Origin of the sequence: Bradyrhizobium sp. HKCCYLS1011, assembly GCF_051167795.1 — a bacterium.
Classification (GTDB): Bacteria; Pseudomonadota; Alphaproteobacteria; order Rhizobiales; family Xanthobacteraceae; genus Bradyrhizobium.
Window position 1 is genome coordinate 790,075 of sequence record NZ_JBNPTT010000002.1, and the last position, 24,189, is coordinate 814,263.

Below are 24,189 nucleotides of genomic sequence, written 5' to 3' on the forward strand. Positions count from 1 at the left end.
CCCGGCTGAGGGGGAAGATGCTGTCGTCTTCCCCTTTCTCTTTTCTCCGCGGACGGTTCGTGCCGCGGCGCTATGAGCGCAGCGTCGTCAGCCTCGCTTTGATCCGGGCTACCATCGGGCCGAGCCATGATCTCTGCTCCCGCACCAGTCGGAAACCGAGATTGCTCGGCGGCGTGCCGGAGGCGCAGCCGCCGGCGCGGGCGTCGCGGATGAAGTCCGTGACGTAAGCGCGATGCGCGCCCTCGGCGATGCGGACGCCGCAATTGGCATGGCTCTTGATCGTGTGACCGGTCTCGTCGCGGATGTTGCGGGTAAAGCAGGTCGAGGTCCATTCCCAGACATTGCCGGCAAGATCGGCGATGCCGTTCTCATTGACGCCGAAGCTGCCAAAGGCCTGCGGTTCCTGCTCTTCGGACTTGCCCTGTTCACGCTCGTAACGTTCGATCCAGCGCCGGGACGGGTCTTGATCGTCTCCGACGATCCCGTCGTCGTGGAAACGACCACCGGCGGCATAGGCCCATTCGGCGTCAGTCGGAAGCCGATAGGTCTCGCCGGTCTTGACAGACAGCCAGGCAGCATAAGCCACCGCATCGTGCCAACTCACCTGCACCGCCGGACGGTCCACGGCAATGGCGACATCGCGGTCGAGGGCGCGACACGCATGATCATTGACGCAGGCCTGATAGTCCGTGGCGCTGACCTGGGTTTTCATGATGGCGAAGGGGCGATCGAAGCGAACCGTTGTCAACGGCGCGTCGCTCTGCTTGCCGTTGCGGGTGAAATCGCCGGAGTCGCGATAGGTCACAGCGCCCGGCGAGATATCGACCAGCGCCGGCGCGAGCAGTCCTGGAGCCCGCGTTGCGTTGAATTCGCCGACCAGCGGCGCCACGGCAAGCGGGCCAGCCAGTCCCGCAACACAAGCGAGCGTCAGTTTGATCTTGAGGGCGAGCAGCATGATGGCCTCCGAACCAAGAAGCAGGGGCCGGCGGTGCCGGCCCCTGATCGGTCTTCAGTTGGTAGCGCCGTTGGGAATCTCGGCTGGCGCCTTCACCTGGGTCATCAGATCGTCATTCCACTTGCCTTCGACCTTGAAGTGGGCGGTCGCGCCGAGGTCGGCGGCCTCGATCAAATTGTGCGTGACGTAGGCGTAGATGCCGGGCTGCAGGAACTTATACATTGCAGCTCCCGCCGAGCCGCCGCGGATGAACCAGGTCTCGAGCCCGGTTTCCGGAGCATTGGAAAACTTGCCGGTCTCCCAGACATAGTCGCCATGGCCGCCGATCAGATGCGGACGGCTGTCGCGGTTGGCTTGCGAATGCACGATCAGCACGTTGTCGCCGACATTGGCGGTCAGCGCATTCTTGCCGGTCAGCGCGCCGACCTTGCCGTTGAACACGACATGGGTCGGGATCAGCTTGCGCATCACCTCTTCGGTATCGGCATAGGCCTCGCCGGGCGAGTCGTAGGACTTGAAATTACCCTTCTCGTCGCGCGGCACGTAGAGGTCCTGCTCGCCGATGTAGTAGATCTTGTCATAGCGCAGCGCGTGACCGTGGCCGTCGTTCAAACCGTCGCGCGGCAGCACCATGACGGCGCCGTTCATGCCGGACACGACATGCCAGGGGATCATCGGGCCACCCGGCGCGCAATGATAGACGAACACACCGGTGCGGGTCGCCTTCCAGCGCAGCACCACCTGCTCGCCGGGATTGACCAGGGTAAGGGCGCCGCCGCCGAGCGCGCCGGTCGAGGAATGGAAGTCGATGTTGTGCGGCATGGTGTTGGTCGCGGGATTGACCAGCGTCACCTCGACATAGTCGCCCTCATGCACGACCATCAGCGGACCCGGCATCGAGCCGTTGAAGGTCATGGCCTGGAAGGTGGTGCCCTTTTCGTCGATGACCACCTTCTTTTCCTGGATCACGAGCTTGAACTCCATGATCTTGGGGCCCTGCTTGGTGGCCTGCTCGTGCGGATGCACGAAGGGCGGCGCAACCAGATCCACCTTCTGGCGCGGCAGCTTGAGGTCATCGGCGTTGACAGGCGTTGCCAGCATCATCGCTGCAACGGCTGCACTGAACATCGCGGCTCGGCGGGTCAACATGTGATCGCTCCTTAGATCGGATCTGTTGTGGTGCCGCGATCACCATGCGCCTGTTCGCTGCAAGCTTGTTTGTGCTGCAGCAATCTTGTGTGCAATTGCGATAGAGACCAAGCCTGATCCCATCGAGCTTGATCTGATTTAGTGCGGATTGGTGCCGCTCATGGCGCAAGGCAGGAAGATGCAAGCCGGAGGCAACAGCGCGCGCCCGGCGAGCAACATGATGAATGATGTGTTAACGGCTAAGCGGGCTTAGCTGAGCCAATGGAGCGCCGCCACGCTGATGGTGGCGAGGGCCGCAGCAACACCGCCGGCGGCTGCGACGAAGCCCAGCACCTTGATGAAGGTGCCGGCCAAGCTCGCATCTGGCCTGGAATGATTTGGGAACGCCGGAAATCCGTCGGATTGCGGAATGTGCCCGCGAATCTCGGACAGAACAGCGAAGAACCGGATCAGTATTTCCAGACCGTGCATGTCGCCCCCCCGAATCCTTGATCCTCAACACTATATCCGAGCAAATTCAGGCTGCGGCTTTGAGCAAGCTCAAAGTCCACACCGAAAAATACGGTTTGATTGGATGCTGCAGTGCGGATTCTGGGCGCGCCCTTATGTCCAAAAGCAGATTTGATATTGCAATGAGGCAGGTAGAACATGAGGCCAGATCTGGCAGTCCATTATGGGCAGGAGCGCTTGCCGCGCTACACGAGCTATCCGACTGCGCCGCATTTTTCGCCCGCCGTAGGACCTGTCACTTACGCTGATTGGCTGCGCGCGATTCCGACGAATGCCAAGGCGTCGCTCTATCTGCACGTCCCGTTCTGTCGGCGGATGTGCTGGTACTGCGGCTGCAACACGATGGTGGCCAAGCAGGATGAGCCGATCGCGGTCTACGAGTCGGCCCTGCGTTGCGAGATCGACCTCGTGTCGCGGCAAATCGGGCGCCGCCTCCAGGTTGGCCATATCCACTTCGGCGGCGGCACGCCGACCATCATGACGCCCGAAGCCTTCCTCGACGTGGTCGGATTGCTGCGCCACGTCTTCTTCGTGCTGCCGTCGGCCGAGATCGCCATCGAGATCGATCCGCGGACGCTGACTCCTGCGATGATCAATGCGCTGGCGCTCGGCGGCGTCAATCGCGCCAGCCTCGGCGTACAGAGCTTCGACCCCGTGGTGCAGCAGGCGATCAACCGTGTGCAGACGCTGGCGCAGACCGCAGCGGCCACGGCCGGCCTGCGGCAGGCCGGGATCACCGGCATCAACTTCGACCTGATCTACGGGCTGCCGCACCAGACCGTGGCCTCCTGCCTGGACACCGTGCGGCGCAGCGTCGAGCTTCGCCCCGATCGCTTCTCGGTGTTCGGCTACGCGCATGTTCCGTCGTTCAAGAAACATCAGCGCAAGATCGCGGATGCATGGCTGCCGGACAGCGCGCAGCGTTATGACCAGGCTTGCGCGATTGCGAATGCACTGAAGGACGCCGGTTATATCCAGATCGGCCTGGATCATTTTGCGTTGCCGACGGATGCGATGGCGGTCGCGTTCCGTGAGGGCCGGCTGCACCGCAATTTCCAGGGCTACACCACCGACGAGAGCGAATTGCTGATCGGCTTCGGCGCTTCGGCGATCGGACAATTGCCGCAGGGCTACGTCCAGAACGCGACGCAGGTCCGCGCCTATCAGGAAATGATCGCCTCCGGTCGGCTCGCAACCGCGAAGGGGTACGCCTTGACCGACGACGACCGGCTGCGGGCCGACATCATCGAGCGCATCATGTGCGACTATGGTGTTGACCTCCAGGCGACCTGTGCGCGTCATGGCGTCGAGCCGGACGCGGTCTTGAACTCGGCGCCGCGGCTGCAGGCGCTGCTCTCGGACGGCGTGGTCGAGCTCGAGGGCGCCACGCTTGCGGTTGCCGAAGGCTCCCGCTTCCTGGTGCGCAGCGTCGCCGCAGCGTTCGACGCGCATCTCGATGCCTCCAGGCAGCTGCACAGCCGCGCCGTTTAACTCAAGCCTGTTCCTGCTTGTCCGCCGACAAAGAGCGCTGTTGTCGGCGGCGATATGCTTCCTTCAAAAAGGAGGGACGCATGCCGTTTACCTTTGATGATCTGGTCGACGATGTGATGCGCAGGGCACCTGAAACGATCCGCGTGTTCCTGGCGTTTCGCATGCGTTGCGTCGGCTGTCCGATCGCCTGCTTCCACAATGTGGCCGACGCCAGCCGCGAGCATGGTGTCGATCCGGGCAAGTTCCTGGCCGCGCTCTGCGCCTGCAGTTGATGGCGGGATCAGGTGCTGTCGGAGGCTTGCTCGGCCAAGAGCACGATCTTGTGCGGCTCGCGGAGCACGATGCGTTGCCGTCCGCTCTCGACCAGGCCCATCTGTTCCCAGGCCGAGAGGATGCGGCTCACCGTGTGCAGGGTGGTGCCGGTCATTTGCGCGATGTCCTGCCGGCTGATCGGAAAGTCGATCTGCACGCCGTGATCGAGCTTGCGGCCGGCCTGTGTGGCGAGCCGAAGCAGTGCATGCGCGACGCGCTGCTCCACCTGCTGGGTGGACATCTCGATCACGCGGTCGTGGGTTTCCTGCAGACGGCTGCCGACCGCCTGCAGCGTGTTGGCCGCGAGCGAGGGGAACTTCGCCACCAGCCGCGGCCAGGCGGCCGACGGCCAGGCCAGCACGATGCTGTCGTCGACGGCGAGCGCAGTCGCCGGATAGTGCTTCAGCCCGATCGCCGGAGCGACGCCGAAGGTTTCGCCGGGCACGACATAGCGGACCACCACCTGATCACCGGCCGGCGTGGCCTTGCTGGCGCGGACGTGACCATGCAGCAGCAGGAAGAAGGAATGCGCGTCCGCGCCCTGCTCGAACACGGCGCCGTTGCGCGCCACGCGAATCGAACGCGCCTCGCGCAGCACCTCGGTCAGATCGTCGGGGGAGAGCCCCGCAAACAATGGCAGATGAGCCACCAGCGATCGGTCGATCGAAGCCATGAGTTCTCCGCCCGGGTCTTGTCACCGAGCCGTGAATAGCACGGCGGCCGGACCAGATGGAAGTTTGCGCAGGGACAATCTGGTTGCGGCTGCGGCCGAATAGGTTGTTCGCTGACGCAATCAATTCGAGCAGGACAGAGCAGATGGCGATACCCCGCTTCCGTGAGCATCATGGCTTGCCCATTCTCGCCAACGGCTTTCGGCCGTTCTTCCTGCTCGGCGCCGTGCAGTCGGCGCTGACGATCCTGGTCTGGCTGCCGGTATTCTATGGCGAGCTGAAACTCACCTCAGCCTTTGCGCCGCGCGACTGGCATGTCCACGAGATGCTCTACGGCTACCTGCCGGCCATCATCACCGGTTTTCTGTTCACCGCGATTCCGAACTGGACCGGGCGGCTGCCGCTGCAGGGCATGCCATTGCTGACCTTGGTGATCGCCTGGATCGCAGGCCGGATCGCCGTCACCTTCTCGGCAGGCGCGAGCTGGTGGCTGGTGGCCGCGGTCGATTGCGGCTTCCTGCTGCTCGTGGTCGGCGCTGCCGCGCGCGAGATCATCGCCGGCAGGAACTGGCGCAATCTGCAGGTGGTGCTGCTGGTCGCCATGCTGCTGGCCGGCAATATCGGCTTCCATGTCGAAGCACATGTTCGCGGCGCGGCGGACACCAGCATTCGCATCGGTGTCGCCGTCGTCGTGCTGTTGATTGCGCTGATCGGCGGGCGCATCACCCCGAGCTTCACCCGAAACTGGCTGGTCCGCGAAAATCCGGGGCGCCTGCCGGTGCCGTTCGGCCGCTTCGATGTCGTCGTCGTGCTGGTCAGTGCGCTTGTGCTGCTGGCCTGGATCATCGTCCCCGATCATGCATTCACCGGCATCGCGCTCGCCCTGGCCGGCGTGCTGCATCTCATTCGTCTGGCGCGCTGGGCCGGCGACCGCACGTTGCGGGAGCGGCTGCTCGTGATCCTGCATGTCGGCTACGCCTTCGTGCCGCTCGGCTTCCTGATCAATGCGGCGGCAAGTTTTGGCGCGGTGCTGCCGAGCGCAGGCCTGCATGCCTGGATGGCGGGTGCGGCCGGCGTCATGACGCTTGCGGTGATGACGCGCGCGACCCTCGGCCATACCGGCCAGCAGTTGACGGCATCGGCCGCGACGCAGGCGATCTATGCTGCGATCGTCATTGCGGCGCTCGCGCGCATCTGCGCCGTGCTGGAGCCTGCGCACAGCGAGCTCCTGCTGCATGTGGCGGCCTTCGCCTGGGTCACCGCGTTTCTCGGCTTTGCGCTGGCCTATGGTCCGCTGCTGCTCGGCCTCAAGCGCCGGGCGCTTGCGGTGCGCTCAGCCTAGGCTCTGGTTGCGGGCCATCGCGCGCGAGAACACCACCTCCATCAGCGTGCCGGATTTCGGCGCCGCCTTGATGTGGAATTGCGCACGGTTGGCTTCGACCAGCGCCTTGGTGAGCGAGAGGCTCAGCCCGGCATTCTCTGACGTCCGCTCCGAGGGCGCCCGCGGCCGAAACGGCTCCAACGCGGCCGCGACCTCCTGGTCATTGAGCGCGTGGCCGGTGTCGCGGATGCGCAGGACGACCTCGCCGAAATCGGACACCGCGGTGGAGACGATGACCTGACCGCCGGGATTGGCGAGCGAGATCGAGCTCGAGATCAGGTTGAGCGCGATCTGACGCAGCGCGCGTGCATCCGCCACCACGGGCGGCAGCGCGTGCGACAGCGAGCTGCGGATGATGATGCGGGCGCGGTTCGCCTGCGGCTGCAGCACCGCTACACAATTTTCGATCAGCTCGTTGAGGTTCTGGTTGGTGAAGGTGAGCTCCAGCCTGCCGGTCTCGATCCGCGACAGTTCGAGCAGGTCGTTGATCAAGGCGACCACCCGCTCGCCGGAGCTGCGGATGTCCTTCAGATAGTCGACGTAGCGTTCGTTGCCGATCGCGCCGAAGCGCTCGCCAATCATCACGTCGGCAAAGCCGATGATCGCATTCAGCGGCGCCCGGATCTCGTGGCTGATCCGCGCCAGCATGTCGGCCTTGGCATTGGCCGCGCGATCGGCGAGCCGGCGCGCCTGCAACAGCTCGTTCTCGCCGCGGCGGGCCTGCGATAAGTCGCGAAACACCGCGAAGAAGTTCGGGCCATCCGGCCGCGTCCGGCCGATCGTCATCGCCAGCGGAATGAGGCCGCCCTGGCGGACCCGGCCGAGCACCTCGCGTCCCTGGTCCAAAACGCTGGCGGCCCCGGCTTCGCGGATGCCGTCCAGATAGTCCAGCACCAGCCGCGTACTCTCCGGCGCAAACAGCTCGGTGAGATTGCGGCGCACCAGCTCCGCGCCGTCATAACCGAACAGCGCCTCGGCGCTGCGGTTGCAGGCGTGAATGTTGCCGCCGGCATCGAACATCAGGACGCCTTCGGCGGTGACGTCGAGAATCGCGCCGAAATCTTCCGCGCCGGCGTGGCTGGCGGCGGCAGGCGGTATGACCAGCGGCGGCGGCTGTGTCGCAGGGGGCGCCGCTGACGGCTCGAGTGGTGCCGTGTTTTGCGGAGGCGGAGAATTCGGGCGCGGCGTGAACACCAGGGCATGGGCGATGTCGCCGTCCCAGGCGATCGTGAACAGCCGGGCGGTGGCTTTCTTTTCGTCGCGCCCCGAGCCGTCGACGACCGAGATCGTGACCGGGGTTCCGGCCTCGGATCCGCTCGAGCTCGCGGAGACGCCGGGCTCGACATAGAGCGCATCAAGCCCGCCGGCCTGCTCCAGCGCCGCCAGATCGGCATAACCCATCTGCGCGAGAAACGCGTCATTGGCATAGAGCAGCCGGTCGAGCCGGTAGATCAGCACGCCGGTCGGCAGGAGATCGAGCAGGATGCGGTCACGCTGGCTGTCGCCCTGTGCCGGCGGCGGTTCGGGCGCGAGCCATTCGGCGTGGCCGTTGGTCGCCAGCCCGTCGGCGGCCTGGGTCTCACCCGGCCAGGCGCCATCCGGTGGCTCGGAAGGGGGCTCGCTCACACGCAGGCTGCTCTCCTTCTCCGAGAGCGCGGCAAGCAGGTCCGTGGGCGTTGCGCGCATCTCGCCTTCGAGCCGGGCCGACAATTGCCGCGCAAGTTCATGGAACGCGTTTTTCTCCACCGGGGTCAGCGCCGCAAACCTGCTCTCGCTTGCCGGTCTGGTCTCGCTTGCCGGCCGGAACGGCACCACATTGTCGGTCGCTTCCGTGCTGTCGTCGGCGGCTGCTGGAACTGGCGGGGGCGCCGCATTCTCGTGCGTCCCGGCCGCGATCGTGGCGGGGGGCGGCGGCGCATCTAGGGCCGTGCCGTGTTCGGATTCGGCGAGCTCGGTGTCGGTCGGGCCGGGATGCGCGAGGACAGCTTTCGGTTCGGCTGCGGCTGCGGCCGCCGCCTCGAACGGCTGATCGGCGATCCGGTCGCCGGCGCGCGCGTGCTCCGCAGTGTCGTCGACCAGGCTCGGCTGGGTTGGTTGTTGCGGCAAATCCGCGAAGTCCGTACCGGTCATTGTCTCCGCAGCATCATCGATCAGCAGGATTTCCGAGGGCGCCTCGTTCGTCAGCTCCGGGGCTTCATAGGTCGGTGCTGCCGGCGCCTCGTTGTCCGGCGTTGTGACGGCGGGCTTGCTCTCATCTTCCGGTTCCACAGCCACCTCTTGCGGTGAAATTGTCTGCTCTGCGTCAGCGGCGGGATCCGGCGCCGACGCTTCGGCCGCGACTGGCATCAGCGCCGCCACGAGCCCGATCTGCTGGCCGCTGCCGACTCGATAAAGCAGGGCGCGCACAAGTCCGAGCTGAGCCTCCGCATGGCCGTGTGCGAGGGCTGCATCACGGGCCTCGGCGAGACCGGCAATGGCAAGATCGCGATAGCCGAACAGGAGGCTGCCGGAAGCGCTCGCTCCGGCAAACACGCCGTCGCGGGTGAAAGCGATCAGCGCGGCGTCGCCATCCGCAACCAGCTGCTGCAAGCGCTCCCCCAGCGGCATGCTGCGTGCGGCCGGATCGGTGCCGGTGATCAGCACGGCATGCGAGCCGTCGGCAAGATCGATCCTGGCGCAGCCGCAGGTCGCCAGCGTGCCGAGCCGCGCACCGAAGCCGCGCAACCGCTCCAGCCGGATCGCGCCGTTCTCCGGCAGCCGGCGCCAGAGCTGGGCGACCTGGCGCCGATGCACATCGGCCGGACCAAATGATCGCTCGGACAAGGCCATGCCGCTGGCTGCGCCAAACGTCTTGGCGCCGGCCGGATTGGCCCAGAGCACCCGGCGGCCATCGGCAGACCACAGCCATGCGGGAAGCGCGCCGACGGCATGGACGGCCAGCCGCGGATCGCTCAAGCCCAGCAGCTGGAGGTCGGTTTGGTTCATGATGGTCGGTCGCTGAACAGCCCTGGTGAGATCCTCGACATCGCCGCCCGGGACGGCATCCTTAACAATACGTTACTATCGCCTGTTTCTGAGCGCGAGGTCCACGGTCCGACCGACGGCCGTTTGAGCGAAACCTTGGATAACCTTAATCTGCCCCGAAGGTTCCGCCTGCGCAGGCGCGCGGCCGCGCAGTTACGCAAAAGTTGCATGTTGCAATTCCAACCGAGGTGTCCACGATATGGCCAGCGCGTGGCCCGTCATACCGGCGCAGCCATTGCGGGATATCTTCGAACCTGTTCGCTCAGGGGCTTCAAAGTCAGCGGACATCAATGGGCAGGTTGGGGGCGCAGCCGTGCCGATCCAAGCAGCAACAGCGATGAGGTGGACGATGACTGAAAACGGGCGTGGATTCGAGTTCCCCAAGGAAATGCGTTCGATGGCCGAAGCGAGCTTTGATCAGGCGCGCAAGGCCTTCGAGAAATTCCTCGCCAGCGCGCAGGCCACGGCCGGCACGCTGGAGGAACGGGGCGAGAGCGTGAGGGCAGGCGCCAAGGACATCGGCGCCAAGGTGATGGCTCACGCCGAGAAGAACGTGCAGGCGTCCCTCGATTATGCGCAGTCGCTGCTGCATGCGAAGGATCTCCCTGAGGTGATGCGGTTGCACAGCGAGTTCGTGCAGGCGCAGATGCGGGCGCTGGCCGAGCAGGCGAGCGAAATGGGCCAGACCGTCAGCAAGGCGGCGATGGACGCGGCCAAACCGAAGTCGTAAGGGCCCCAACAACTTAGGCCAACTCAAAGCCAGGCGGCATCACACCCGACGTCTTATGCAACGCCATAAAATTGCTTTGCGTTGCACAAAATCGACATGATCTGTTTCTACGAGAAGTTGCTCTCAGGGGCACTTCCTCTGCGTGATCCGAATCGACCCCTCCCGGCCGGGTGCTGGGGAAAATGTGCTGATTGTTGCGAAGGATACATGCCATGACAAACGCCACCGATCCGTTCTCTGCTTCCGTCATTCCGTTCGAGGTTCCCGAGCAAATGCGTGCGTTTGCTGAAAAGGGCGTCTCGCAGGCCCGCGAGAGCTACGCCAAGTTCAAGGATGCCGCCGAGACCCACAACAGCGCGATCGAGGCGTTCTTCGCGAACGCCAGCAAGGGCGCGAGCGAATATTCCACCAAGGTGATGGAGTTCATGCGGGCCAACACCACTGCGAATCTGGACTTCGCCCAGCAGCTGCTCGGCATCAAGTCGCCGTCGGAAGCGCTCGAGCTGTGGACCGGCCATTCGCGCAAGATGGTTGAGACCGTCACGGCGCAGGCCAAGGAACTTGGTGAGCTCGGCCAGAAGGTCGCCACCGAGACGGTCGAGCCGTTCAAGGAAAGCGCCTCGAAGCTGTTCAGGACGGCCGCCTAAGCCAAGGCCGACGGCGGTGCCTCCCGTCCGTCGGTGCCGCCAGCACGTCGATCCACCCAAGCCCGGGCCATCCGCCCGGGCTTAGCCTTTCCAGAACCGGTTGCTGCAGAACCGGTTGAAAAATCGGGTGTTGCAGCGGCGGACTTGGCCCTTCCCGGACTTGCCAAAGCCGCGCATTGCACCTAGTTTCCGCCCGCATCGGCCGCCCTTTGCGAGCGGCCCCTTTGCGGATGCAGTTGTAGCTCAGTTGGTTAGAGCGCCTGTCTGTGGAACAGGAGGTCGGTGGTTCGAGCCCACCCAACTGTACCAACGAAATCAAGCACTTAACTCAGTAGTATGGCTCGATTGCTTCCCAGGAAATTCGCTATGGGAAGCTTTAGAACCTCTTTGCCGTCCGGTTTCTGCCAAGCGGCTCGCCGGCTGATGATGAAAACTGGGAGCCTTTCGTTCGGCTCTCGAGGAGGGTGCCGCTGCAGGTGCGTAAGCGCGGGACGGACGGGTGCAGATGAACCACCTCTAAGTCTGAGAGAGGCCGTCTTCATGTTTCGAGACCGGAATTGGGACACTACGCATTCGAACTAGGCTACAGCGCCTTGCGCCTAGTTCATTTTGCGGCGCAACTTTTGGGAGAGTTGACGTTGTTCCTCGATTGCTTCGCTCACCGCTTGCCGCAGCTCCTCGGTCAATCGCTCCTCGTCTTCGGACAGTTTGTCGGATGATGGTACCGGATCCTTGTTCATGGCCGCGATCCCTGCAAGGTCTGGCCTATAACGCTGAGGCACGGCGCCGGTTCAGCCGAGTGATGGGTCAGAACGGATCAGGCGGGATCGATCCAGTTGATGGTGCGACACCGTTGGCACTCAAACATCCGGGCGGTGCGTCCGGTTCGCGGGTCCGATAGACGGTGTACGGAAGCGGGAATCTGGCCGCAGGCGCGGCAGGGCGGATAAGCAGGCGACGGCTGTCGACTCAGCTCCGGGCCACCGGCTTCGGACATCGTTGTCCTTCCCTTCAAAGTCTGGCGGAGACCTAACGCCATCGGCGACGGCTCGTTGCACTTCCAAGAGATCAACGCGTCTATGCGAACGGCGTCCCGCTAGTCATTAGCATACCGCCAAACTGCCAATCTCGGCTTGGGGGCTCCTCCGGCACCGATGCGGGGCGAACCAATCGGGGTATGAGTAGGTGTAGGCGTTGCGATGATGCGAGGTGGGTCTGCAAGGCCGATGCTGTCTGCAACAAGGTCGCGGAAGGCGACCTGCCGGATCTGCCGGGGGGCTTCGTCATCACGGATAGACGGGACTGGTGATGGCAAGCAGCCCATCGATTTGCCGCCGGCCGTAGCCCGCGCGTTCGTCAAGCGAATGAACGACTACTTCTCCGAGACCGAGCCGGTGAAGCGCGACACGATCGCTGTGCTCCAGACTGCGCGATCTTAAGAGCCATCGGAAGGGCAAGCTGCGCCTCGACGACGTTCGACCGCTATTTGCTGAGATGCGCGAGCACTTGGAGCCATAGCACCTTTCAAACGATGGATCGTAAGAGCGCCACCGTAGCGGCCGGGGTGAGCCCTGCGGCGCGCGGTGCGGCCAACCCTTCAAACTCACATCGGGTGAACCTATTGTGAAGTAGCTAACATCTTACAAAAAAATTTAAAGTTGCACTCGAAGTTGACCCGATTGCATCATGGTTGCGGGTCGCAGCATCCAGCAGCTGCAGAAGGCAAGCGTGTGCCTTGTTCGGTTGCTCGAAATTGCATTTGGGAATGAGAGCTGATCATGAAGATCGTCGAAGCCCTTGAATTTGCATCTGACACTCAAGCTGGAAAGCCGTCCGCCATGGAGCCCAAAAAGGTCAACCGCTTCACGATGGCCGTTGCCACCGTGCTGATCGTGATCTGGATCGGATATCTCGTGTATCTCGGGTTTCATGTCCGCGAGCCACAAGAGCTCGTTTGGACGCGGCTCACGTCCTTACTGAATTCGTTGGAAGCTGTTGTTTTCGCAGCAGCTGGAGCTCTCTTCGGCACCCAAGTACAGAAGGCGAGAGTAGCGAAGGCGGAAAAGACGGCTGACGATGGCGTGGAGCTTGCCAAGAAGTACGTCAAGTCGTCGGATGGCCTGCAGGCAATCTTTGGACAACCAACATTGAATGTCGCAAAAGACGTCACGAATGGACATGACGAGATGCTTACACTGGCCAACAAGATCTTGGCCGAAGCAAAATAGCGCGAAAAGCATCGCTCGACGTCCAGCCTGTAGCTTTCGTTATCGACCGCTATCTCCATGGCAGTGCCATCTCGCTCTGGCCGTAATGGTCCGAGCGGCATCACGCTTGTGATAGTGCGATCGGTTGCGCTCGAGCGCTGCCAGATCTCAACGAGGACTAACCGACAGGACGACGCTCCGCGTACAGGGCCAAGCGACGTCATGGCGATTCCGCGCGAGCGAGCCGTTCCGATCGCGGCCTCGCCGCTTGTTCACGACCAAGTTAGAGCGATCCCCATTTTTTGTTTGTATAACATACAAATTTTGCGGTAAAGTCCATCTCCATGGATGATCCTTCGGACCAGCCGAAACACACCATCCGCGCGACCAAGTCGGCGGGGCGCAAGATGCGCTCGCTGCTGCTTGATGCCGCCTCCGGCTTGTTCAAGGAGCGAGGCCTGTCCGGCACGTCGATCAACGACATCGCCGCGGCCGCCGACGCGTTTCCGAGCCAGATCACCTATTACTTCAGAACCAAGGAAGCCCTTTTCGTCGAAACCGCTTGTCGCGATGTGCTCTATTTGGCGCGTGCGGCTGAGGAGGCCGCTCTCAAGGCCAACACGCCACAGGAGTATGTGCGCGCTCTTGCAGAGACGGTGACGGCGAACGACACCGTCGCATTCTTCACCGATGCGCTCGCGCTCGCGCGGCGTCGGCCGAACCTTGCGCCGCTGGTCGAGCGCACGATGGAGCGTCTTCACGGCGAGGGGAAGCGTGCGTTCGCCGCGCAAGTCGAGCGGCACGGATGGCAGCCGCTGCGCGCGCCTGAGGAGACCTCGCAAAGATTTTGGGCGGTCGCCATCGGGGTGGTCAACGAAGGCCTGGCGATGGGCCGCTCGCCCGACGAGATGTGTACCGCTTTGCTGCGCGCGATCGGCGATCAGGCCATGGAATCGACAGTGGCCGGAGGGGCAGGGCGCCTCCGTGTCGTCGGCGCGCAAGCCGTCACTAATTCGACAGACAAGGAAAGGCGATCATGACCGTCCATCGTCTGAAAGCCCGCGATCTCCTCACCGAGGAGCAGTTGGCGATCGTCCGCAAGCGGTCCACCTGGAAAGGGGTGGGTCTGATCGCGCATGCCTGGACGCTCATCATCGGCGCGATGGCGCTGGTTGTGTGGTGGCCGAATCCGCTGACCTATCTGCTGGCGGTCGCCATCATCGGTTCGCGTCAGCTTGGGCTGGCGATCCTGATGCACGATGGCGCACACGGTTGTCTGTCGTCGAACGAGAGAGTCAATCTGGCGCTGGCCCAGTGGTTCTGCGCTTATCCGATATTCGCGGAAACCTGTGCCTATCGACGCTACCATCTCAAGCATCATGCGAACACCCAGCAGGAGGACGACCCGGACCTGGTGCTGTCGGCGCCGTTTCCGATCACGAAGCTCAGCTTTCGGCGCAAGTTCTTTCGCGATATCACCGGACAGACCGGCTATCAGCAGCGCAAGGCGCAGCTCCTCGCGGCGTTGGGATCGAAGGATTGGCCGCTCGGTCAGCGTGCTACCCATTTTTGGAAGATGCTCGGGCCGCAATGCGTGACCAACGGCGTCATGATCGCGGCGCTGACGGCTAGCGGCCTGTGGTGGGTCTATCCGATGCTTTGGCTGTTGCCGCTCCTGACCTGGCACATGGTGATCGTCCGCATCCGCAACATTGCCGAACATGCGGTCGTCCCCGACAGCAACGATCCGCTCAGGAACACCAGGACAACCCATGCAAACTTCCTGGAACGCCTGTTCATCGCTCCCTACTATGTGAACTATCACCTGGAGCATCACCTGCTGTTCTACGTTCCCTGCTACAACCTGCCGCGACTCCATCGCTATCTGAGCGAAGGCCCTCATAGAGATCGGATGGAAATCCAGCCGAGCTATCTCGCGGTGCTGCGATTGGCGACCGCGAAGCCGAACGTGGACGATCGGCCCGGCCGGTCCGTCGGCGATCTGCGTCGCGCCGGCGCAGACGTAGCTGCCGGTGGCTTCTAGTCGGCGTCGACTGCACGAAGGCTGATCTCGGGTAGCCCGCGCCTGTCAAACTGCGCGTTCCACTTTAACGAACCCGCAATTTCGCGGCCCTAGATTGACCCGCACCGTTCCGCGTCTTGAGAGCCGGCTCCTCCGACCGGCCGGTCCTGCAGGGATGGTATCTCGGTCCCTGGAGACAACCATGCGGTTCGTGCTTGCGACGTCCTTGTGTGCTGCCTTGTGTCTGCCCGTCTCCGGCCGGGCTGGCGATAACCCGCCCGCGGCGTTTGCCGCGCCGACGCCAAATGCGCCGGCGCCCGCCTCGGACAAGCAGCCCGCCGACAAGCTCCTGGTCGAAGCCTATCGCGGCCACCTGCTGGACTTCACCGAGATCGCGGGACGCAAGGATTTCACCGTCATGGTGGACCGGCTCAAGCACCAGGTCGACATGGTCGAGCAGGTCGCGGGCCTGAGCCCGCGCGTGCTGGAGTTCTTCCGCACCATTCCCGTCACGGTCAACGAGCTTGGCTGTCTGAGCTTCACGAAAGATAGCAGCGGCAAGGATCTCCAGGATCCCAAGCAGCTGCTGCATCCCGCCTGCTATGCAGCCTCGCCGCCACAGACCTCGCGCCTGCTGTCTTATGGCTCGATCTGGGACAGCGAACAGGGCCGTTGGATCAACCCCGATCCGGTCGCGCTTGGCGTCGACACCAATCTCGGCGTCATCATGATCCGTCCGATCCTGCTGGGGTCGCCGGCCTATGCGGACCGTCCCGCCCTTCTGCACGAACTGCTGCACGCCTATCACAATCTCAAGCTGCCGCAGGGCTTCAAGAATGCCGGAATCCAGCTGCACTTTGACCAGGCCAAGGAGCAGAAACCGTATCCGCAAGACGCTTATCTGATGAGCAACACCGCCGAGTTCTTCGCGGTCACCGCCAGCGTCTTCCTGTACGGCAATGATGGTCCGTTCAGCCGTGCGGACCTCAAGGCCAAACAGCCCGACTACTACAAATACCTGGTCTATCTGTTCGGCTACGATCCCGATCCCTCTTCCAACCCGTCGCCGGTCGCGTCCGCCGACTGACGCCGGGCCTGATCACGCGAGCCGTGGAATCAGCCGGGTCGCATTGCCGCTGCCGATCGCCCTGAGGTCGGAGGCGTCGAGGCCCAGCCGTTCCAGGTCGCGCATCTGGTCGAGACGGAAGTAGGGATAGTCGGAGCCATAGGTCACCTGCGACGTCGGCACCAGCTTCAACAGCGCCGCTATCGATGGCGCGCTGGTCGCGTTGGCCGTGTCGTAGTAAAGGCGCCGCAACTCGCCCGAGATGTTGTCCGGTGCGAATTGATGCAACTCGGGCCGCGTGCCATAGAACGACTCGATGCGGCCGGCCATCATCGGCATGGTGCCGCCCGCATGCGAGAACAACCACTTGATGTCGCGCCAGCGCGCGAGGCCTCCGGACAGCAACAGGCTCAGGATCGTGCGCGTGGTGTCGTGCGGCACCTCGATGACGGCGGGAAACGTGCCGACGCTCAAGGCCGCGCAGCAGCTCGCGACCAGCGGGTGCACATAGACCACCGCCTTGCGCCGGTTCAGTTCATCGAACACCACGCGGTAGCGCGCATCGCCCAGCCAGCTGTCGCCATAATTGGTCTGCAGGCCGACGCCATCGGCCTTGAGCGTGTCGAAGGCATACTCGATTTCACGCTGCGTGCGATCAGCATCAAGCATCGACAGGGTGGCAAACAGACCGAACCGGCCGGGATTGTCCCGGACCATCTCCGCCGCGTAATCGTTGCACTCGCGCGCGAGCTCGCTGGCCTTCTCTGCGCCAAGGTCGAACCAGACGCCTGGCGTCGATGCGATCGACAGGACGGCGGTGCGGACCCCGGCCGCCTCCATGTCCTCGATCGCCTTCTGCTTCGTCCACGCCACCTGGCCGGGGAAATGCGGCAGTTTGTGCGCGTCCTCCCAGTCCAGCCAGAGCTTCTGATAGCGCGGCGGGTAGAAGTGATGATGGGTGTCGATCAGGCTGCGGCTTTGCGCGACAGCGCCCCTCCCGCTCAGCACGACCGTCGTCCCGACCGCGGCGGTGCCGGCGATGAAGCTGCGGCGGGAGAGCCGCGCGGACGCGCAGCAACCGCAAGCTGGACCATGGCCGCTATTCCAAGACCTGCTCATCGTGCTGGCTCCCCTGTTGCTTGCACAACGCTTGTATCGTGTCCCAAATCTAATGCAGCGATGATCTCGGCCGCGCGACGTGACGCGGCGCAGCGAAGGGATGAACCTTGTTGCGCTCCGACCCGTGCGCGAGCGTGATTGCGATTTCTTCGGCGACCAGCGGCCATCGTACGACGTCGAAGATGCCGGCCGCGACCAGTGTTTCGGCTCCGATCTCGATGGCTGCTTTGGAGGCGAGCACGATCGGCGCACGCGGCAGTGCGTCATGCAGGGCAGCGGCGGTTTGCAGCGAGGCCGAAGCTGAGCCGCAATGGCCGACGACGACCAGGTCGAAGCGCTCCGGTTGGGCGCGGCACGCGGCCAGTGCAGCGTCGGGGCTGGAGAAGCCGACCGGCTCATAGCCGAGCGCCGCGAGCAGCTCCTCGTCGCGCAGCACGCAAGGGTAATTCTGGGCGATCAGCAGGATGGTTTCGCCGTCGCCGGTCGGAAGCCCGACATGCCGCGTCGATGCCGGCTCGGCCGCGGCCGCCCGCGGCAGCCAGATCTCGAAACGGGTGCCTTCGCCGACCATGCTCTGCACGTTGAGCGCCCCGCCATGCTCACGGACGATCTCGCGCACCGTCGCCAGCCCAAGCCCGTTCCCGGACGGACGCGTGGTGAAGAAGGGTTCGAAAATCCGCTCCAGCAGGTTGGGCTCGATGCCGTGCCCGGTATCGGTGATGGCGATGCAGACATAGTGTCCGGGCTCGATGCTGTCGTGGCTGAAACCGCGTCGCGTTGCAATGTCGTGCAGTTCGATCGCAATCTCGATGCGTCCGCCGTCCGGCATCGCGTTGGAGGCGTTGCGGCACAGATTGAGGATGACCTGCTGCAACGTCACGTGCTCGCCGGCGACGATCGCGGCGGTCGGCGGTTGCCGGATGACGAGGTCGATGCCGTCGGGCAGCGACACCTCGAGCAGGGACGCCGATTCGGCGACCAGGGCGCCGATGCTTAAGGGTTTGCGTCCGGCATTGCGGGCGCGTCCGAACACCAGGATCTGATCGATCAGGTCCCTGGCGCGCTCGGCGTTGCGCCTGATGGCCCCGAGATTGCGCACGAGCTTCGCGTCCGATCCGACATGCTCTTCGATGACTTCGGAGTGGCCGAGAATGCCGCCGAGAATGTTGTTGAAGTTGTGGGCGATGCCACTGGTGAAGAAGCCGATCTGCTCCATGCGCTGCGACTGCTGCAAGCGCGCTTCCAGCCGCGAGCGCTCCTGCTCCATGGATTGGCGCTCGACCGCCCGGACCATGGAATCCAGGGCCATGCGCATCAGCGGCAGCTCGGCTGCCCGTCCAGGGCAGGGGCGGCCGACGGCGTCGAACCCGAGCGCAGCCGTGATGCCGTCCGCGGCGACCCGCGTGGCGCAGGCCCAGCCGCCGAGTCCGAGGTTCATGCACAGCGTCCTCAACTCTCCGACCGGCATCCGGTCGACACGCTCGATCTGCACGGTGCCATCGGCCGCGGTGCCGATCTGAAGCGCGAGCTCAGGCGCGCGGGCCGGCCAGTCGGGCGGAAATTCGACGCCGGGCTTCTGCCAGACCCGGACCCGCGGCGTCGGAGTGGTCATGACGAAATAGGCGCGGTCCGGCTTCAGGAAGGCGCACATGTCGGACAAGGCGCGATCGATCTCGCTGCCGAGCTCCTGCGGAGCGACATTGATGAAGCGCGTCGAGATCCGGGCGATGATGTGCTCGAACTCGGCGCGGCGCCGCAGCGCCTTGGCGTGCGAGCTCAGCAGCAGGCCCAGATAGACCAGGAAGGCGACGATCAGCAGCGAGGTGATGTAGAGCAGGACGCGGTACTGTCGCGCCGACGCGCGCGAGGCCATCTGCTGATTGAGCAGCGTCGCGCGAAGCTGATCCTGCTGCCATGTCTGCGACAGGCCATGCAGGGTTTTCAAGATATTGTCGACGGACGGCAGCAGGCGATTGAGCAGCCGGCCGTGCGCAAGCAGCGCGTCGACGGAGTCGGACAGGTTGGCTTCGGCCGCCTGCCGCTCGAGCTCGTCGAGGCGATCCTGCACGTCGCGGACCGTGGGCGCCGACGTGTCGAGCGCCAGATGCAGGATGGCCGCGGCGGCGTTGCTGATCGCCGGATCCAGCTCCGCGGCGTGAGGCTGTCCGCCGAACCGGCCGAAGAAGGCCAGCGAGTTCTGCAGCAGCGCATTCTGGGTCTTGAAGTGTTCGACCAGCTCTTCCTGGCGCTCCACGGAGGCCGCAAGCCGGTTCAGGATCTCGGTCGCGGTGGCGTCCGTCGATTGCTCTTCCTTCAGCTTCTGCAGCGAGTCGTGCAGCGCATTGACGTCCTCGACCAGCGGGTCGTAGTTGCGCAACACGCCGGCGCGCGCGGTGAAGACGTGGCGGTAGAGCGCGTTTTCGATCATGCCGAACCGATTGAGTTCGGTGAAGGCCTGATCGAATCTCTCCGCCTCCGGATTCAGCGCCCGCAGCGACAGCCAGGTCAGGACGCCGACGAGAATGACAACGATGCCAGCTGCCCACGCAGGTCTCATGGCTGAGCTCCGCTCGCTACAGGCGAGCCACGGTAATTCCCGGTCAACGTCTTAAGAAATGCGACGATCAAGGCGATTTGCTGGTCCGTCAGGGTCCGATCGAGCTGGGCGACGGCCATTCTGGCGACGGCCTGTTCGAGGGTAGCGGCGCTGCCGTCGTGAAAATAGGGGGCGGTCGTTGCGACGTTGCGCAGGCTTGGCACCCGCACCACCTGCGGGCCGGTCTTCACCAGCGGCTTGAACACGCCTTGCCGCTGAAACAGGTTGCCGCCGATGTTCACCCCTTGATGGCATGAAATGCAGCCATAGGATTTGAACAGGCGATAGCCATCGTGCTCTTCGGTCGTCAGCGCCGACTTGTCGCCCTTGAGCCAGTGGTCGAAGCGGCTGTCTGGCGTCAGCAGCGAGCGTTCGAAGGTGACGAGCGCGTCCAGCAGGCTGTCCCGGTCCGGATCGTGTCCGTACGCCGCCTCAAACCGCCGGACCATGTCCGGATCGGCGTTGAGCTTGCGGACCACGTCGCCCGCGCTGCTGTGCATGCCGTGAGGGCTTTCGATCGAGGCCTCGGCCTGCGCCGCAAGGCTGCGGAAATTGCCTTGCCAGCCGAGCCTGAAGCTCAGCGCTGCATTGAACACGCTCAGCGTGTTGAGCCCTGCCGAGGACGGGCCGGTCGCGCAGGGCGAGCCGCGGTGCGCGGCGTCGACGGCACCATTGGTCTTGATATCGTGGCAGGACTGACACGATAAATCGCCGTTCGCCGACAGTCGTGTATCGCCGAACAGCCGCTCGCCGAGCAGGAGCTTTTGCGGATCGGCAGGCGGCGGCTGCGGGATCGGCGAGATCGGCGCTTGGTCTTCGGAAGCGGTCAGTTCGGGACCAAGCGGCGACTCCGCGTCGGCTGATGTGGTGAGGTGCGCAGCGATGCCGATCCCGAGCGCTGAGGCCGCGAACGACAGACAGATGAAGATGGCCAAGGCGTGTGAGCGCATCAGGTCGGTCGGGTCCCGGGATGTTCGAACGTCCTGCCGGAGCCGACGTTGTTGGAAACGAGGATCAGCCTGGGTCGTCGCGTGGGCGGCGCGGGCAGATCACCCTGCTGCGGCGCGAGGTCTCGCTCGCGCAAGCCGTCGCGCGGGGCGGTGGGCGGCGGGTCGGTGGGCAAATGAATCGGGTACATCGTCTGAGCGTAGGTCGCGCAACCCTGAAGGAATTCCGAGATCACGAAAGACACGATCGTGAGCAGCAGGTGGGGGAACGACTGTTGGAGCTCGAACGCCAATCGCGCGATCATATCACAGACGCGGCGGACATGCGTTGCACCGGCGGACGCAGGCTGAACGCCGTGGCCAATGGGCGCTGCATCAATTCGAAGCGTGTGGATCGTCGAGGTCAGCGGCTTGCTTCGGAGCTGCGGCAACGGCTTTGCGGACGACATGGATTTCTCCCGAGCAATGTTCGGCAGAGCGATCCTGTCGCGGCCATGTTTCCGCAGCATTCCGGCGCGGCGCGTTCGTGTTACGGCCGTAATGCGGCTCACGTCGCGCATAGCAATGATGGTCTTGGCGATGGCCTTGGCGACCGCGTGGTTTCGGCGCCGCGCGGCCGTATCTGGTGGAGCGGATCTGACATTCGCGCCCCGGTGCGGGGAATCTCGGGATGCGAACGTCACATCCGAAGCTCCGCGCGCGTTGATGGCGGGTCGGCCATCAGAGCGGCTCGACGGGGAGCGTGAAGACGTAGCCGACGCCGCGTTCGGTTCGAATGATCGACGGCGCGCTCGGATCGGTTTCCAGCTTGCGGCGCAGCCGCAGCACCTGGACATCGATGCTGCGGTCGAACACGTCCTCATGGACGCGCGTCGCCTGCAGCAGGTGCTCGCGGGACAGCGGCCGTTGCGGTGCGTTGAGAAATGCGATCAGCAAAGCGTATTCGCCCTTGCTGAGCGCCACCGGTTCGCCCTGCAGATCCGTCAGGCGGCGGTTCCTGCGGTCGAGCTGCCAGCTGCCGAAGCGGCAACGTCCCTTTTCGATTTCGCGCTGGGCCGCAGCCTGGCCGGCCTCGCGGCGCCTCAGCACCGCGCGGATCCGCGCCAGCAGCTCGCGCAGGCCGAACGGCTTGGTGATGTAATCATCCGCGCCCAGCTCCAGCCCGACCACGCGGTCGATCTCGTCGCGGCGATGGCCGGTGGCGATGATGACGGGTACGTCCGAGGTGGCGCGAATCTCGCGCAGGAGATCGAGCCCATCCTCCTGCCCCAGCCGCAGGTCGAGCACGACCAGGTCAGGGTGGGTGCGCGTCAGCAGGCCCGCCACCTCCTCCCGCCGCGCCGCCGAAACGGCCCTGATATCGTGATCCTCGAGATAGCTGGTCACGAGGTGGCGCATGGTGCTGTCATCCTCGACAACCAGGCAAAGCGGAACCCGCCGATCCTGGTGCGCGGACGGTGTCAGTTGGGCGACGATCGCGCCCCCCTGGCCATCGCCCTGGCTGTCGGGACTCGGGCCGTTCACCGGACCTTCGGTCCTATCACTCATAAAGTATCTCCGTCGCCCCCGGTACTGGTATACGGGAGGATATCTGTGCGCTGCAGCACAATTTTCGGAGAGCGTAGGGGTCTTGTTACCGCTGTAACGAAAAAGTTGAATCCAGAAACGGTTTTGCACACTCCCGCCCGGGTTGAGCGAACGGCTGGTTGCGGGGCGTCGCGAGCCTGCAACTTTCGGATGTGCAGGCGCTATCGTGAACGTTGCCGCCCGAATGAGCAAAGCATGAGTCCGGCGACAGGTTCAACTGGCCGGATCGACGTTTTCGCAAGGCTTTGGCAAGTAACGTACTGCTTCCAGCATGTTTGCTGCTCAAAGCGGAGCCGCGATGCGAGTTGATCGCCTCACTCCGTGGTCGCGACGTGCTTGCCGATCCAGTCGATCAGGATGTCGGCGATGTCGAGGCTGTTGTCGTCCTGCATCAGCATGTGGGTGTTGCCCTTGATGCCGATGTCCGGAAGCACCAGCAGCTCGGCCTTGGCGCCGGCCGCGTTGGCTGCGGCAACGAAGGCGCGGCAGTTCTTCAGGCGCGGCGCCCAGCGCGGAAACTCGTCGACGTAATCGCCCCACAACACCAGGATCGGCAGGCCGGCATAGGGTGTCATGTCGGCAGTCGGCTCGGGGCAGGCGCCCGGCTCGATCGCGACAATGCCGGCGATGCCTTTGCGGTTCAGGCCTGCGGTCTGGAACGGATAGATGCCGGACTGCGAATGGCTCATCAGCACGGTGCCGCCGATCTTTTGCGCCAGCTCCGACAACGCCGGCACGGTCGGATTGGGCGTCGGCAGGCTGTTGAGGCTGTCGGGCACCATCTGCTTCCAGAACTCCGCCTGCGCCGCGAGCGGAAAGCGCATCCCGGGCATGGTCTGCGGATAGTCCTTGCCGAACCGGAAGATCGCCCACGCGCCCTCGTGGCCTGCGGAAAACACCGTCGGCAACTTGTCGACAGGCGCTTTCCCGGTGCGGACCGCGTTGATCGCCGACGGATCGGCCGCCGACCGCCCGCGCCACACCTGGTCGATGACATAGGTCGGGTGTCCGTGCCGGACGAAATATTCGTCCCATCCCATGCGGCCGTCAGGAGTGGTTTCCCAGGTCTTGCCGGTGAGGCAGCAGCCGTGAATCAGGGTGATGGGAACGCCGAGCGTCCCGGTCGGCACCTGATAGCGCACGTACATCTGGTCGACCGTGATCGTGCCCGATGGCGCATAGGCCGGCAGTGTCGACAGCGTGTCGGACTTCACCTCGCGCCCGCCGACAAAGAAGCTGCCCTGCCGCGCGATGGTCAGCGGCCCGGGCTCGGGCCGCGCGGTCTGTGCTGAGGCTGCAAGTGCGGATGCGGTGAGTGCGATGGTGCAGAGGCTGGTGGCGAGCAGCACGGTGCGCATGGTCTGTTCTTTCTTATCGTTGGGGCGCTTTGCCATCTTAGCCGACGGGGAGCCGGCCTGCTTATCGATATGTGTTGTACATCGCCTGCAGCGCGTCGTCGATTCTGCTATCGCCCGGGGCTTGCGCGCCGAGACAGCTGATTTTGCTGTCGCATAATCACTGTCATTCCGGGGCAAGGCCGCAGTCCCTTGAGCCCGGAATCTCGACATTGGTTTGCGCCGAATGTCGCCGCCACATCGGGAAAATTTCCCAACCCACCGCGGGCGGAGCTCCTTGGACAGGGCTTCTCCGCTCTGATCCAATCCTGCCGAACAGCTTTCGTGCGGGCTGCGTGATGAGTTCGCTCTCCAGCCGGCGAAGGAGCATGCATGTCGTGGCGGCGCCCGGATTTGCGAGCTCCGTTCCAGCGATGAGG

The 24,189-nt window shown here is 64.2% G+C and carries 22 protein-coding genes and 1 tRNA gene; 11 read left to right on the forward strand and 12 right to left on the reverse strand.

The window, feature by feature from the left end; genetic code table 11:
• Positions 1-70: 70 nt before the first annotated feature.
• From ACQR1W_RS08205 to ACQR1W_RS08215, 3 genes are all read right to left on the reverse strand, one after another.
• Positions 71-955 (reverse strand): SUMF1/EgtB/PvdO family nonheme iron enzyme, encoded by an 885-nt coding sequence (locus ACQR1W_RS08205; RefSeq protein WP_434850292.1) that lies wholly within the window; start codon positions 953-955, stop codon positions 71-73.
• A 54-nt stretch (positions 956-1,009) separates the two neighbouring features.
• A complete protein-coding gene (nirK, locus tag ACQR1W_RS08210) occupies positions 1,010-2,104 on the reverse strand; it encodes a copper-containing nitrite reductase (protein ID WP_008969559.1) in 1,095 nt (364 codons plus the stop codon).
• 249 nt (positions 2,105-2,353) lie between these two features.
• Positions 2,354-2,575 (reverse strand): hypothetical protein, encoded by a 222-nt coding sequence (locus ACQR1W_RS08215; RefSeq protein ID WP_434850293.1) that lies wholly within the window; start codon positions 2,573-2,575, stop codon positions 2,354-2,356.
• A gap of 177 nt (positions 2,576-2,752) precedes the next feature.
• Here ACQR1W_RS08215 and hemN point away from each other — a divergent pair, with 177 nt between their 5' ends.
• Positions 2,753-4,105 carry an oxygen-independent coproporphyrinogen III oxidase gene (gene hemN / locus ACQR1W_RS08220; RefSeq protein ID WP_434850294.1) on the forward strand — a complete coding sequence of 451 codons (1,353 nt, stop codon included), beginning with the start codon at positions 2,753-2,755 and terminating at the stop codon, positions 4,103-4,105.
• Between the two features lie 80 nt (positions 4,106-4,185).
• Positions 4,186-4,377, forward strand: a complete 192-nt coding sequence (locus ACQR1W_RS08225) for a DUF1858 domain-containing protein (protein WP_434850295.1) — start codon at positions 4,186-4,188, stop codon at positions 4,375-4,377.
• Positions 4,378-4,385: 8 nt separating this feature from the next.
• Here the strand turns inward: ACQR1W_RS08225 and ACQR1W_RS08230 are convergent, their stop codons facing one another.
• Complete coding sequence (locus tag ACQR1W_RS08230; protein ID WP_008969563.1) at positions 4,386-5,090, reverse strand: Crp/Fnr family transcriptional regulator; 705 nt, start codon at positions 5,088-5,090, stop codon at positions 4,386-4,388.
• A gap of 143 nt (positions 5,091-5,233) precedes the next feature.
• Between ACQR1W_RS08230 and ACQR1W_RS08235 the strand changes: the two genes are divergently transcribed.
• Positions 5,234-6,430 (forward strand): NnrS family protein, encoded by a 1,197-nt coding sequence (locus ACQR1W_RS08235; RefSeq protein ID WP_434850296.1) that lies wholly within the window; start codon positions 5,234-5,236, stop codon positions 6,428-6,430.
• On the opposite strand, the gene ACQR1W_RS08240 is transcribed toward ACQR1W_RS08235, so the two are convergent.
• Positions 6,422-9,454, reverse strand: coding sequence for a PAS domain-containing protein (locus ACQR1W_RS08240; RefSeq protein ID WP_434850297.1), 3,033 nt, complete (start codon positions 9,452-9,454; stop codon positions 6,422-6,424). The genes ACQR1W_RS08235 and ACQR1W_RS08240 overlap by 9 nt on opposite strands.
• Here ACQR1W_RS08240 and ACQR1W_RS08245 point away from each other — a divergent pair.
• From ACQR1W_RS08245 to ACQR1W_RS08260, 4 genes are all read left to right on the forward strand, one after another.
• A complete protein-coding gene (locus ACQR1W_RS08245) occupies positions 9,446-9,850 on the forward strand; it encodes a hypothetical protein (RefSeq protein ID WP_434850298.1) in 405 nt (134 codons plus the stop codon). The two genes, ACQR1W_RS08240 and ACQR1W_RS08245, sit on opposite strands and share 9 nt — an antisense overlap.
• Positions 9,843-10,223 (forward strand): phasin, encoded by a 381-nt coding sequence (locus ACQR1W_RS08250; RefSeq protein WP_008969567.1) that lies wholly within the window; start codon positions 9,843-9,845, stop codon positions 10,221-10,223. The genes ACQR1W_RS08245 and ACQR1W_RS08250 overlap by 8 nt, the downstream gene beginning before the upstream one ends.
• A gap of 212 nt (positions 10,224-10,435) precedes the next feature.
• Positions 10,436-10,870: a phasin gene (locus ACQR1W_RS08255; protein ID WP_434850299.1), complete on the forward strand. Its 435-nt coding sequence runs from the start codon at positions 10,436-10,438 to the stop codon at positions 10,868-10,870.
• Positions 10,871-11,102: 232 nt separating this feature from the next.
• Positions 11,103-11,179: transfer RNA gene (locus ACQR1W_RS08260), tRNA-His, on the forward strand.
• A 290-nt stretch (positions 11,180-11,469) separates the two neighbouring features.
• Here the strand turns inward: ACQR1W_RS08260 and ACQR1W_RS08265 are convergent.
• Positions 11,470-11,610 carry a hypothetical protein gene (locus ACQR1W_RS08265; protein ID WP_008969570.1) on the reverse strand — a complete coding sequence of 47 codons (141 nt, stop codon included), beginning with the start codon at positions 11,608-11,610 and terminating at the stop codon, positions 11,470-11,472.
• Positions 11,611-12,648: 1,038 nt separating this feature from the next.
• On the opposite strand from ACQR1W_RS08265, the gene ACQR1W_RS08270 reads away from it, so the two are divergent.
• From ACQR1W_RS08270 to ACQR1W_RS08285, 4 genes are all read left to right on the forward strand, one after another.
• A complete protein-coding gene (locus ACQR1W_RS08270; protein ID WP_434850300.1) occupies positions 12,649-13,098 on the forward strand; it encodes a hypothetical protein in 450 nt (149 codons plus the stop codon).
• A 323-nt stretch (positions 13,099-13,421) separates the two neighbouring features.
• A complete protein-coding gene (locus ACQR1W_RS08275) occupies positions 13,422-14,117 on the forward strand; it encodes a TetR/AcrR family transcriptional regulator C-terminal domain-containing protein (RefSeq protein WP_434850301.1) in 696 nt (231 codons plus the stop codon).
• Positions 14,114-15,121, forward strand: coding sequence for a fatty acid desaturase family protein (locus ACQR1W_RS08280; RefSeq protein WP_434850302.1), 1,008 nt, complete (start codon positions 14,114-14,116; stop codon positions 15,119-15,121). The genes ACQR1W_RS08275 and ACQR1W_RS08280 overlap by 4 nt, the downstream gene beginning before the upstream one ends.
• Positions 15,122-15,302: 181 nt before the next feature.
• On the forward strand, positions 15,303-16,187 hold the full coding sequence (locus ACQR1W_RS08285) for a hypothetical protein (RefSeq protein ID WP_434850303.1): 885 nt from the start codon (positions 15,303-15,305) through the stop codon (positions 16,185-16,187).
• A gap of 12 nt (positions 16,188-16,199) precedes the next feature.
• Here the strand turns inward: ACQR1W_RS08285 and ACQR1W_RS08290 are convergent, their stop codons facing one another.
• From ACQR1W_RS08290 to ACQR1W_RS08315, 6 genes are all read right to left on the reverse strand, one after another.
• Entirely contained in the window at positions 16,200-17,285 is a 1,086-nt protein-coding gene (locus ACQR1W_RS08290; protein WP_434850304.1) for an amidohydrolase family protein, read from the reverse strand.
• Between the two features lie 49 nt (positions 17,286-17,334).
• Entirely contained in the window at positions 17,335-19,842 is a 2,508-nt protein-coding gene (locus ACQR1W_RS08295; protein WP_434850305.1) for a two-component system VirA-like sensor kinase, read from the reverse strand.
• Positions 19,839-20,831: a cytochrome-c peroxidase gene (locus ACQR1W_RS08300; RefSeq protein WP_434850306.1), complete on the reverse strand. Its 993-nt coding sequence runs from the start codon at positions 20,829-20,831 to the stop codon at positions 19,839-19,841. Before ACQR1W_RS08300 ends, ACQR1W_RS08295 begins: the two co-directional genes overlap by 4 nt.
• Positions 20,831-21,388, reverse strand: a complete 558-nt coding sequence (locus ACQR1W_RS08305; protein ID WP_434850307.1) for a hypothetical protein — start codon at positions 21,386-21,388, stop codon at positions 20,831-20,833. Before ACQR1W_RS08305 ends, ACQR1W_RS08300 begins: the two co-directional genes overlap by 1 nt.
• Before the next feature lie 160 nt (positions 21,389-21,548).
• Entirely contained in the window at positions 21,549-22,376 is an 828-nt protein-coding gene (locus tag ACQR1W_RS08310) for a response regulator (protein ID WP_008974219.1), read from the reverse strand.
• Between the two features lie 353 nt (positions 22,377-22,729).
• On the reverse strand, positions 22,730-23,773 hold the full coding sequence (locus ACQR1W_RS08315) for an esterase (protein WP_434850308.1): 1,044 nt from the start codon (positions 23,771-23,773) through the stop codon (positions 22,730-22,732).
• Between the last annotated feature and the right edge of the window lie 416 nt (positions 23,774-24,189).